At 72.4% G+C, this 12,255-nt stretch carries 6 protein-coding genes; 4 read left to right on the top strand and 2 right to left on the bottom strand.

Annotation, left to right across the window (positions count from 1 at the left end; translation table 11 throughout):
* Positions 1-17 precede the first annotated feature (17 nt).
* Together J4573_RS05720 and J4573_RS05725 are read right to left on the bottom strand one after the other, a co-directional pair.
* A complete protein-coding gene (locus tag J4573_RS05720; RefSeq protein ID WP_307796509.1) occupies positions 18-2,009 on the bottom strand; it encodes a ComEC/Rec2 family competence protein in 1,992 nt (663 codons plus the stop codon).
* 712 nt (positions 2,010-2,721) lie between these two features.
* On the bottom strand, positions 2,722-3,441 hold the full coding sequence (locus tag J4573_RS05725) for a ComEA family DNA-binding protein (protein WP_208254172.1): 720 nt from the start codon (positions 3,439-3,441) through the stop codon (positions 2,722-2,724).
* A gap of 238 nt (positions 3,442-3,679) precedes the next feature.
* On the opposite strand from J4573_RS05725, the gene J4573_RS05730 reads away from it, so the two are divergent.
* The 4 genes from J4573_RS05730 to J4573_RS05745 all read left to right on the top strand — a co-directional run bounded on the left by J4573_RS05730 (position 3,680) and on the right by J4573_RS05745 (position 12,255).
* Positions 3,680-6,604, top strand: coding sequence for an ATP-binding protein (locus J4573_RS05730; RefSeq protein ID WP_208254173.1), 2,925 nt, complete (start codon positions 3,680-3,682; stop codon positions 6,602-6,604).
* Between the two features lie 857 nt (positions 6,605-7,461).
* Complete coding sequence (locus J4573_RS05735) at positions 7,462-9,732, top strand: hypothetical protein (protein ID WP_208254174.1); 2,271 nt, start codon at positions 7,462-7,464, stop codon at positions 9,730-9,732.
* 17 nt (positions 9,733-9,749) lie between these two features.
* Positions 9,750-10,979: a S8/S53 family peptidase gene (locus J4573_RS05740; RefSeq protein ID WP_208254175.1), complete on the top strand. Its 1,230-nt coding sequence runs from the start codon at positions 9,750-9,752 to the stop codon at positions 10,977-10,979.
* Positions 10,980-10,989: 10 nt separating this feature from the next.
* Positions 10,990-12,255, top strand: a complete 1,266-nt coding sequence (locus tag J4573_RS05745; protein WP_208254176.1) for a beta propeller repeat protein — start codon at positions 10,990-10,992, stop codon at positions 12,253-12,255.

A 12,255-nucleotide genomic window follows, 5' to 3' on the forward strand; every position in this document is an offset into this window, starting at 1 on the left:
TGGGCGCGGGTGCGGGGTTAGGTGTGGTGGGGGACGACGGCCAGGCCGCCTGCTGTACGGGTGACCGCTAGGTCTCCGCTCTGGTCCGTTCGGTAGACGTGGGTGCCGAGCTTTTGCAGCAGCGCGATCGTGGACGGGGCCGGGTGGCCGTAGTCGTTGTCGCGGCCCACCGACACGATGGAGATGCTCGCGTGCGCGGCGGCGAGGAACGCCGGGTCCTGGCTTCTGGATCCGTGGTGCGGCACTTTCAGGACCTGAACGTGCGGGACGCTCGCCGCCAAGGCCCGCTGTGCCTCGGTCTCCACGTCACCGGGCAGCAGCACGCTGAACCCGGGCCGCCGGGCCACCATTACGACGCTCGCATTGTTGACGGTCGTCCCGTCGTCGTTGAACAAGAGACGGGGCCCATCCGTCATCGGCCCCAGCACCTCCAAGGTCAGATCCCCGACGGTCCACCGTTGACCGGCCGCTGCGACCCGCATGATCAGGCCCGACACGAACCTCGTCTCCCGGCCCGACGTTCGCGGCGTCGTCACGACGGTCCCGACCGTCCGTCCATGCCGTACGCCGGCCGCGCCGTCCACGTGGTCGGCGTGAGGATGGCTGAACACCAGCAACGGCACGTCCCGTACGCGCAACCTCGTCAAGCAGGCGTCCATCAACGCGGGGTCAGGGCCGGCATCGACGACCACCGCCTGGCCCGGTCCCGCCGCCAGGACGAGGCCATCACCCTGGCCGACGTCACATGCCACGAAGAACCAGCCGGGCGGCGGCCAGCCCGGGGCGAACACTCGCAACCCGACCACGGCGACCAGCACACCGGCCATCGCCGCGCCGCCGATCATGCGTACCCGCCGCCAGCGCAGCACGATCACCGCACAGCAGCCGCCCACGATCAGGGTCATCGCGCCCAGCGCACCGCCCGGCCAGGGCACCACCGCGTACGGGAGGCCAGACGCGGTCCGCGCCACCCACACGATCCAGCCGACCGCGAGACCGGCAGGCCACACCACGACCCGCGCCACGGGTAACGCGAACGGCGCGGTCACCCCTCCGATCACGCCCAGCAGAGTCGCGGGCGCCACCGCCGGAGCGGCCAGCAGGTTGGCGACGATCGACACCAGCCCGACCTCACCCGACAGCATCACCAGCACCGGCGCGACGGCGACCTCGGCGGCCCCGGCGACCGCCAGCGCCTCCGCCGCGAACGCGGGCATCCGCCGCCGCAGCCGTTCACGCCACATCGGCGCCAGTATGAGCAGTCCGGCTGTGGCGAGCACCGACAGGGCGAACCCGTACGACCGCGCCAACGACGGATCGATCAGCACCAGGAACAACACGGCCGCGCACAACGCGGGCAGCCCCTGGCGCCGGCGTCCGGTCAGCATCGCCAGGAGCCCGATCACTCCCATCACGGTCGCCCGCAGCACGCTCGGCTCCGGCCGTGCGACGACCACGAACGCCGCCACCGCCAGGCCCGCCGCCAGAGGAGCCAGCCTCCGGCCGAACCCCAGCCATCGACACGCCCAGAGCACTCCCCCGATGACGATCGCCAGGTTCGCTCCCGAGACGACCAGCAGGTGGCTCAGTCCGGCCGTACGGAACTCCTCGGCCAAACGAGGATCCAGCTGCGACGTGTCGCCTACGACCATCCCTGGCAACACACCCCGCTGGTCCTTCGGCAGGCGCTCGACCGCCCGCCGCAGACTGGCCCGTACTTTCTCGGCGCCCCGCTGCAGGGCCGACGGTGGCCCGAGCACGATCGGCGGTCCCCGTACGATCGCCGTGGCAGCCAGCAGCTCGGCCCCACGCGGCGGCGTCAGCCGGGCCATGAACCGCACCCGCTGGCTCGGCACCATCCCGAGCCACCGCCGGTCCGCCGCGATGAGCAGGACCGGCACCCGGACGCCCACCCGCCGCCCTCGTACGGACACGACTTCCGCCCGCGCCCGCACGAGAACGACCCGCTTGACGGCCTGCGGATCTCCGGTGACGACGGCCTCGACCACCGAGCTCCGCCCAGCGTTCGCCAGCTCCCGTACGGGCCCGGACGCGACCGCCGACCCACGTAATCCGACCCCCAGAGCCGACGCGGCCGCGCAAGCCAGCACCGCCACGACCAGGTCGCCCACCCGAGTCCGACCACGCCCTGGGCCGTTCACCCGAATCCGACCTAGCAATGGGCCGTTCACCCAGGTCCCACCGCGCTGTGGGCCGTTCACCCGGGCCCCACCGCTCAATGGAGCGCCTGCCCAGGTCCGACCGCGCACTGGACTGTTCACCCGGGTCCGTCGCATTCTGACCAGCACGAACACCAGGGCCGCAGCACCCGCTCCGGCAAGGCCGTACGCGACGACCGGTCTCAGGCCGAGCGTCACACCCGCCGCCAGCCACGCCGCCAACGCCGGCCCCAGGAGCCGCAGATCATGCCGCTGCCGCGGCATCTCGCCCAACTCGCTCATGCCTACCTCCCATCGACGATCGACGCCTCTCGAACCCCCTCCACCCGCCGACACACGCACAGCGCTCCCGGAGCCCCATCACTCCGCACCAAACCCCGGTCCGTCCGCATCAGCTCGCGCCCGCACGGGACTTGGAGTGGGTGGACCGGACGTGCCCGACCCGGGGTGGGGGGACGTGGGCGTACCGGACCTGGAATGGGCGGACGCGGCTGGGCCGGGCTTGGGGAGGATGGGCGTGGGCATGTTGGGCTCGGGTGGATTAGACGCGGACTAGGGGTTTTAGGTCGGTGAAGCGGCGGTTGCCTATGCCGGAGACTTCCTGGAGTTGGTCCACTGTGCGGAAGCCGCCGTGCTGGGTGCGGTAGGCGACGATGCGCTGGGCTAGGACCGGGCCTACGCCTGGTAGAGCGGAATCCAACTGGTCTGCGGTCGCGGTGTTGAGGTCGATGGGGGTGCCGGGGGCTCCTGATGTGGACGGGGCGGGGGCTTCGGGGGTCGGGGCGCGGATGCCTACGGGGATCTGCTCGCCGTCCACGACCTTGCGGGCGAGGTTGAGCGCGCCGGTCGCGGTGCCTGGGCGGACGCCGCCGGCGGCCTTGATGGCGTCGGCTACGCGGGCGCCGTTGGGCAGGGTGAAGACGCCGGGGCGGCGGACCTTGCCGGAGACGTCGACGACGACCTGTGCCGCCGCCTGGGTGGTGATGGGCGGTGGGCTCAACGTTGCGGGAGAAGGCGCCTGGGCCGGCTCTGGGCGGGGGCGTGCCATCCAGAGGTATCCGGCGGCGGCCAGGGCGGCGATGACGGCCACCAGAGCTAGCGTCTTGGCGCCGGAGGGGCCGGGATCCAGGCGTGGTGCCGGGTCGTCCGGCAGGTCAGGCGGCGAACGTAAGTAGACCGCGGGCGGCTCTGCGGGGGCCAGGCCTGGGATGCGGGCCAGCAGCGCGCGGAGCCTGTCGGAGGCTCCGTTGTGGTGTCTCATGCCGTACGACGCTAGGTGGGGTCAGAAGCCCGCGACAGACCTCGGCGAGATTGTGGATAACTGGCCGGTGCGGGCCGTCTCGACGACGTCCGGGCCGTTCTGACGACCTGAGACGGGCGTGTTTCGGGGACCAATTCGGCCATGGCGTAAAAGATCTTGAGGGGGTTTAATGAGGTGACGGGGCCGTTGGGTGCAGTCCAATCCATGAGACACGCGTCGGAGAGCGGATGCGCGGCCTATGAGTGTGGACGGTCGGTCGACCTTGGGGCGGATCGTCTCGCCCCTGCTGGTGGGGCGGGACGCCGAGATGGCGCGGCTGCTGGCCGCGGTTCACCGGGCTCCCGCGGCGGTGGTGATCACGGGCGAGGCCGGCATCGGCAAGACGCGGCTGGTGGCGGAGATGGCCGCCCATCCGGAGCTGCGCGGGGTGCGGGTGCTGACCGGCACGTGCCGTCCGATCCGTGAGCCGTTCCCGCTCGGGCCGATCGTCGAGGTACTGCGCGACGCCGGGCCGGCGCTGGAGGACGCGGCGGCTGCCGGGGCGGAGCTTTCGCGGGTCGCCGGGGCGCTGCGGCCGCTGCTGCCGGAGCTGGAGGACGTGCTGCCGCCCGCGCCGCAGCCGCTCGGCGACCGGGCGGCGGAACGGCATCGGATCTTCCGTGGCCTGGCCGAGGTCTTCGCGGCACTCGGCCGGTCTGTGCTGGTGGTGGAGGACGCGCACTGGGCGGACGAGCAGACGCTCGAGTTCATGGACTACCTGCTGGCGGGTCCGCCGCCCGCGCTGTCGGTGGTGGTGACCTACCGGGACGAGAGTGCGGGGCCCGACCTGCGGCTGGTGACGGCACGGCCCGCGGCGCAGGTCACGCGCGTACTGCTGGAGCTGGCCCCGCTGGACGTGCAGCGCACGCGCGAGCTGGCGCAGGCGATCCTGGGCGCCGAACGGATCACCGAGGAGCTGGCTGTCTTCCTGTGCGAGCGCGGTTCCGGTGTGCCGCTGGCCGTTCAGGAGCTGCTGGCGCTGCTGCGCGAACGCGGCACGCTGGCGTGGCGGCGGGGCCGGTGGGCGCGCCGGGTGGTCGCGGAGCTGGACGTGCCGGCGCGGGTGCGGGACTCGGTGCTGGAACGGGTGGCGCGCCTGTCCGAGGGCGCGCGGGCGGTCGCGGAGGCCGCCGCGGTCCTGATGACCGACGTTCCGCAGGCCGTGCTGCTGTCGGCCTCCCGGGACGGCACCGCCGACGGCCTCGACGAGGCGGTCGAGTCGGGCCTGATCGCCGAGCGGGGCGCGGACTTCGGGTTCCGGCACGTACTGGCGGCGCAGGCGGTGTACGAGGACATCCCGGCCCCGCGGCGCCGCGACCTGCACGGCCGCGCCGCCGACGCGGTGCGGAACCTGGACCGGGTGCCGCTCGGCGTGCTGGCGCACCAGCTGCGCAAGTCCGGCCGTGAACGGGAGTGGGTCGAGGTCGCGGTGCGGGCCGCCGAGCAGGCGATCGAGCTCCGGGACGACGCCGAGGCCGTGCGCCTGCTGGAGAGCGTGCTGCGCGACGCCGACCTCACCCCGGTCCGCCGCGCGGAACTGGCGGTGCTGCTGGCGCGGGCGTCGTTCGAGATGCTGCACGTGCCCGATCTGCGCGAGGTGTTCACGCGCGCTCTCGACCCGGGCCTGCCGCGGCGGCTGTGGGCCGAGCTGCGTTTCCGGTACGGCCTGCATCTGGACGCGATGGGCCTCGACCCGGACGAGAAGTGGGCGACCGTACTGGAAACGGTGGAGGACCTGGACCACCGCTCGGGCCTGGCGGCGTGGGCGATGCTCGCGCTCGGCATGCCCACCGAGCCCACCGGCCTGGACGTGGCCGAACGCGCGAGCTGGATCGACCGCGCCATCACGATCCTGCCGGACATCGAGGACCCGGCCCAGCGGCAGTTCGTGCTGGGCAAGCTGGCGATGGCCAGGGTGATCACCGGCGATCCGCGCTGGACCGACCTCGCCGAACGGCTGCGCTCCGGCCCGGCCGAACTCGACTCGCGGCGGGCGAACGGGTTCTACTCGTTCGGGCTCAGCGCCGCGTACGCGGGCCATCACGAGTCCGCGCGCGAGTCGCTGCGGACCGCGCTGGACATCAGCACCGAGGTGGACCCCACTGGCGGGATCGCCTACCGCAGCCGCTCGGCGCTGCTGCTGGTCTCCTACCTGCGCGGCGAGTGGGAGGGGCAGGCCGACGCCGTCCCGGAGGTGCTCGACGGGCTCAGCGACCGGAGCGAATGGATGTTCGCCGAGGTGGCGGCGGCCTGCCTGGACCTGGCGGCCGGGCGGTCCACCGGGTTGGCCGAACGGCTGCGCGCGCTCGGCGACGCGGCCACGCCGGGCGACGGAACGCTGCTGCCGATCATCGTGGAGGCGTGGCTGCGTTCGGCGATCGCGTGCGGTGAGGCCGGCGAGGCGCTCGCCGCCACGGTCGCGCACGTCGCGCTGTGGGAGGCGCGCGGCATGTGGCCGGTCGGCGTACGGGCCGTCCCGGCTCTGGCGGAGGCCATGATCGCGGTCGGCCGCGGGGACGACGCCCGCGCACTGGTTCGCCGGTACGCCGCCCGGTTGGACGGTCTGGACGCGCCGCTCGCCGCCGCCGCGCTCCGGTACGCGCAGGGGTTGCTCGCCGCCACCGACGGCGCGGGGGCGCGGGCGGCGGCCGAGAGCCTCGCCGCCGCCGACCTCTACGAGCGGCTCCCGGCGCCGTACGAGGCGGCCAGGGCGCGTGAGCACGCGGCCGTGGCGCTGCGCGAGACCGACGCCGCGGCCGCCGCTGCCGCGCTGACCGACGCCGTCGCCGCGTTCGAACGGCTGGGCGCCCGCTGGGACCTGGAACGAGCCGCGCGGACGGCCCGGCGATGGGGAATCGACACCGCCGTCCGTCCGGCCGCCCGTCGCGGCCCGCGCGGGTACGGGGGCGCACTCTCCCCCCGCGAGCGAGAGGTAGCGGAACTCGCCGCGACCGGCCTGACCAACCGCGACATCGCGAGCCGCCTGTTCGTCTCCCCGAAGACCGTGGAGAAGCACCTGGCCTCCGCGCTGCGCAAGCTCGGCCTCCGCTCACGGGCCGCCCTGGCCGCCCACCTCGCCGAAGCACCGGACACGGCGGACGAACCGGACGCAGCAACGGGCTGACCCCACCCAGCCGAGGCCGACCCCGCCCAGGCCGCCGCCAACCGCACAGCCCGGGGCCAACCACACAGCCCGGGGCCAACCACACAGCCCGGGGCCGACCACCCGGCCCGCGGCTAACCCCACTCGGCCCGGGGCCGATCTTGCCCGGCCCGCCGCTAACCAGTCGGCCCGCCGCTGAACCCGCCCAGCCCGCCGCTAACCACACAGCGCGCGGCTGCTGACCCCACCCGGCGTCCGGCTAACCGCCCGGCCCGCGGCTGACCCCACCCGGCCCGGGATCTGCCGCCCCACTAACCATCCGGCGCGCGGCCGACCCCACCCGGCCCGGGGCTGCTTGCGCCAGCCCGGGACATGCCGCCCCCACCAGGGCGCCGGGACCTGCTGGTCTTCATGGCGTGCGGCCGATCTTCGGGGACCCCCATTGGTTTCCGGGCGGTCGGGGGATCCGCCGAATGGGTGATCTCCCCCATGTTCCGGTGCCTTGCTCGCCGCGATTCTGACGCCATGTCCAATTCTCATCGCGATTGCCTGCTCGAGCCTGACGAGGCGGATGAGACAGACGATCCCGAAGCGGATGACGAGGAATGGGTGGACGCCTGAGCCCACCGCACGTGATCCGAGGAACGGCAGGAGGATCTGTGTCCAGATTTCGGCTGACCGCCGCGCTCTCCCGAGCGCGGCGACCATGGCAGAACGATCTACAACGACGGCGTGGGACGGCAGGGGTCGCGGTCGGCGTGACCGTGGTGCTGGCGGGGGCGGCCGCCGGGACTGCGACGGCGCAACCCGGGGAGTCCGCCCCGAAGCCACCGACGCGGCAACCGGTGGCACCGTTCGCGACACCCGCCGCGAAGGTGGTGAAGAGCGCGGACGTGACGCTGGTGACCGGCGACCGCTTCCGTGTGGACGTGGCGGAGGACGGGAGCCAGCAGGCCAGCCCACTGACCGCCGGTAAGAAGAGCAGCACGTTCGCCCAGTTCAGCTATGGCGGGGACACCTACGTGATCCCGGCGAAGGCCGCTCCGTACCTCGGTACGACGCTGGACCCGCGGCTGTTCGACGTCGGCTACCTGGTGCGGGCGAAGCTCGACGACAAGCACGCCAAGACGCTGCCGGTGACGCTGAAGTCGACCGCCGCGAAGGCAGAGGCTCTGCCCGGCACGAGCGTCACCTCGTCCTCCGGCGGAACGGTCCGCGCGAAGGTCGCCAAGAAGGAGTCGGCGAAGCTCGGCGCCCTGCTGGCCAAGAACTGGCGCACGGCGGCCAAGGGCGGCTCCGTCCCCGCACTGGCCGGTGTGAAGCAGGTCGGGGTGGCGGTCCCGAGCGGCGCGCCGAAGCTGCCCGCCGCTCCGCCGCTGGCGCAGTCGGCGACGGCCAAGGCGGTCCCACAGGCGGCGGCGCAAGGTGTGCGCTTCCACAACCTGACGGTCGACTCCGTCGATCTGGACGGGAAGCCGGGCGTGGTGGTCGGGTTCGTCCACAACGTGAACAGCCTCAGCCTGGGGAACTTCGCCCTCGACTATCCCGGCGACGGCAAGCGCGCCTTCAGCGTTCCGGAGGGGACGTACAGCATCGAGGCGAGCGTGTTCACCGGCCCGGCCAGCGACCTGAGCAACCGGGCCGCACTGGTCATCGAGCCTGAGATCACGGTGAGCAAGGACACGACGGTCACGCTGGACGCCCGCAAGGCGGTTCAGTACAAGCCGACCCTCGCCGCGCCCCCGAGGCCGGACATGCCCCGCATCGACTTCATGTCGTTCATCCGCGAGGACGCGCTCGGCAACCAGACGGGCGTCCCCGCGAACGGGATGGGCGCGGTCGCCGGCTTCTTCAACATGCGGATCGGTTCGGCCTCCAGCAACGGCTCCCCGAACCTGTACGTCACCCCGACCAAGCCGGTCACCAAGGGCAAGCTGCACTTCCTGGGGGTGACCTCGTTGACCTCGGGCACCGGGGAGGAGATCGGTGCGGGCCCGACCTACAAGATGGTGCTCCCGTCCGAGGGCGCGATCTCCGCGAACCAGGCACCCGTTCTGGCCGCCTCGGACTTCACCACGGTGAAGGCACGGTTGCACGACCTGCCGTCGGACGACCCGACGAACGGGCCGTTGGGCTACTGGGCCACCGCGTTCCTGCCCTGGACGTGGACATCGATCGGGTTCACCGACACCCTGCCCGCTGGGGATCGCACCGACTACCTGTACAGCAGTGCCCCCGACCAGGTGGTGTGGGAGTGGTCGGACAACCTCAACGCGGGCATGCGGCTCAACGACCTGCGGAGGACGGTCAAACCGGGCCAGGTGATCGAGCAGGACTGGAACGGCGCGCCGCTGACGCCGTCCATCGCGGCGGACTACGTCCTGACCACCGGGTTCAACCTCGTCGCCGGCTCCCACGACGGCAAGGACACCAAGGCCCCGGTCGCCCAGATGTGCGCGGCGTGCCGCCAGGACGACCTCGCCGCGCTGTACCTAAAGGGCGGCGGCGACAACGACCCGACGCACCACTACTACTGGGCCACGACCGGTAACCGGGTCCGGTTCTACCGGAACGGCGAGCTCGCCTACACCTCCGACATCGAGCCCGAGGCTCCGAACCTTGGACCCACGAACCTGCCGATGCTGCCGCGCGCCGCGGACTACCGGCTGATCTGGAGCGCCAACGACGAGAACGCCCCGGGAGCGGTCAGCACCACCGACTGGACGTTCAGGTCCGCGCCGGGCGGCGCGGCGGCGACGCTGCCGAAGACGGCGTTCTGCGGTGTGGACACCTCGCGCGGATGCTCGTTCGTGCCGCTGCTGTTCGTCAACTACGACCTGACGCTGGACGAGCACTCCCGCGCCAAGGCAGGGCAGGCGTTCGACGTCGGGTTCCGGGTGTCGCACCAGCAGTACCAGGCGGCACCGACCGGCGTCACGGCGACCGTGGAGGTCTCCTACGACGACGGCGACACCTGGTCCAAGCCGGTCGACGCCGCGGCGAACGCGGCCGGCGTCTTCCACGCGCAGATCACGCATCCGGCGTACGACCAGGAGCACCGCTGGGTGTCGCTGAGGGTCACCGCGCACGGTACCGACGGCGCGTCCGTCACGCAGACGAACATCCACGCCTACCGGCTCGACGGCTGAGCGGGAGAGCGACTGACATGAAGATTTCCAGGAAGAAGCCGGCCGCGCTGGCGGCCGCCGGAGCACTGGCCGTACTGGCCGCGCTGTCATCCCCGGCGTCGGCGTCCCTCTCGACGTCCACGACCGCGACGGCGGCGGCAAAGGGAGCCTCACCGCAGGGGCGCCCGGTCTGCGCCGCCGACGACGCCAAGACCGACTGCATGCTGCGCGTCAAGCCCTCGAAGCCCCGCTCCGCGAAGGCCTCGGTCAAGGACGCCCCGCCCGGCGGGCTGACGGCGGCCGATCTTCAGGACGCCTACAAGCTGCCCAGCGACCTGCTGGGCGGCGGGAGCACGATCGCGGTGGTGGTCCCGTTCGGCAACACCTCCGCCGAGAAGGACCTGGCCATCTACCGGGCGGCCAGCGGCATGCACGCCTGCGACGACGAGTTCCCCTGCTTCCGCAGGATCAACCAGCAGGGCGGGACGACCCCGCCGCCCGCCAGCCTGAACTGGACGCTGCACGCCGCGGTCGGACTGGACATGGCGTCGGCGGCCTGCCCGAACTGCCGTCTCCTCCTGGTCGAGGCCGACGACGACACGCTGGCGAACCAGGGCACCGCGGTCGACCAGGCGGTGGCGCAGGGCGCGCGCACGGTCGTGGTCATGAACGGCTGGTTCCCCGAGTACGAGGGCCAGGACGCGCAGGCGGCGCACTTCGACCACAAGGGCGTGGCGATCGTCGCCGCCTCGGGGAACTCCTACTTCAACGGCGGGGGCCGGGAGGCCCTGCCCGCCGCCTACCCGTCGGTCGTGGCGGTCGGCGGGACCAACCTCTACCGGGACCCCTCGGCGAAGCGGGGCTGGGCCGAGACGGCCTGGCGGAGCACCACGTCCGGCTGCTCGCTGTACGAGAAGCGGCCCGCTTGGCAGCGCAAGGGCGACTGCGGCGACCGCCGCACCGTCGCCGACGTCGCGGCCGTCGCCGCGGACTACACACCCGTCGCGGCCTACGACTCCGCGAACTCGGGCTGGGTCCAGGTGTCCGGCGCACCGGTGGCGTCGGCGCTGATCGCCGGGGTGTACGGGCTGGCGGGCAACACCTCGTCCACACCGGCGCCCCGACGGCTCTACTCGAGCGCCCGGTACCTGTTCGACCTCACCAGCGGGGCGAACGGCTCGTGCGCCGGCAGCTACCTGTGCACCGCCGGCCGGGGCTACGACGGCCCGAGCGGCATGGGCGCCCCCAACGGCACCGGCGCCTTCTAGGAGACGACTCATGCGAACCATGCGAAACCTCATCCCCCTCCCACGTCCCCGGCCCGGCCGCGCACGCCCCGGCCGCGCACGCCGTGTGGCGGCTCTGGCGGGCCTCACCACGCTGCTCACCGGTGCGGTCACCGGCGTCCTCTCCGCCGGTACGACACTCCCCGCGAACGCGGGCTGCGTTCCCAAGTGGAAGCTCGAAACGTCCCCGGCCGACTCGACGGACGTGCAGGACGTCGACGCGCTGTCGGCCACGGACGTCCGGTTCTCCGCGAACGTCTCCAGCTTGCTGGGCGGCGGCCTGTCGCAGACGGCCTGGGACGGCGCGAAGGTCACCGACGCCGGGCCGCAGATTCCCGTCGCGCCGAAGCACCCCAGGGTCATGGTGACCACCAGCTCGTACGACTCCGCGTCCAGCGGCTGGACCGTCACCTACCCGAGCGCCGGTCTCGCCGACGTGGCGAGGTCGGTGATGGCCCGCTGGGACGGCGGCCGGTGGACGCTCACGCCGACCGCGGTCTCGCCGAGCCCGGAATCGACCCGCCCGTCCATCCTGGACGTCCTGTCCCTCTCTCCGGACAACGCCTGGGCCGTGGGTTACCTCGACGAGTCCGGCGCCCTCATCGAGCACTGGGACGGCACCGAGTGGAAGGTGGTCGACAACCCGGCGGCCACGACCCCCAACACGCAACTGTTGAAGATCCACGGCTCCTCTCCCACCGACCTGTGGGCGGTCGGGTGGCAGTATCCGCCGAACGGCGGACTGCACAGGCTGTACGCGCAGCACTATGACGGCTCGAAGTGGAGCGAGGTCACGATGCCGGACGTCGGTGCTCCCGACGCCGCCGCGTCCGCCGTCGTGGTGAAGGGCCCGAACGACGTCTGGGTCGGCGGCATCCGGGGCACCTGGGCCGACTTCAACGGTTACCGGGGCGTCGTCATGCACTGGGACGGCAAGACGTGGACCGTCGACACCGGGCCCGGCGACGTGGCCCAAGGCGACATGGTGAACGGCCTCTACATCGCGGGCCCGAACGACATCTGGGCCATCGCGGGCAAAGGCCTGATGCACCGCACCGGTACGACGTGGACGAAGGTCGTGCCCGAAGGGGCTCAGCCCGGAGGCGTCGCCCACTACTACCGGGCCATCAGCGGCACCGGACCGTCGGACGTGTGGGCGGTCGGCCTGTACGAGACCACTGAGGCGTCCAACGTCCCGGGCACGACGCTCGGGTTCGACCACCCTCTTCTCGCCCACCTGACCTGCGGAAGGCGATAA

It is taken from the genome of Actinomadura barringtoniae (genome assembly GCF_017573505.1).
Lineage (GTDB): Bacteria > Actinomycetota > Actinomycetes > Streptosporangiales > Streptosporangiaceae > Spirillospora > Spirillospora barringtoniae.

Bases quoted from the DNA above. Each gene is read 5' to 3' on its own strand.
- J4573_RS05725 (WP_208254172.1), bottom strand. From the start codon at position 3,441: ATGAGACACCACAACGGAGCCTCCGACAGGCTCCGCGCGCTGCTGGCC.
- J4573_RS05730 (WP_208254173.1), top strand. From the start codon at position 3,680: ATGAGTGTGGACGGTCGGTCGACCTTGGGGCGGATCGTCTCGCCCCTG.
- J4573_RS05740 (WP_208254175.1), top strand. From the start codon at position 9,750: ATGAAGATTTCCAGGAAGAAGCCGGCCGCGCTGGCGGCCGCCGGAGCA.
- J4573_RS05745 (WP_208254176.1), top strand. From the start codon at position 10,990: ATGCGAACCATGCGAAACCTCATCCCCCTCCCACGTCCCCGGCCCGGC.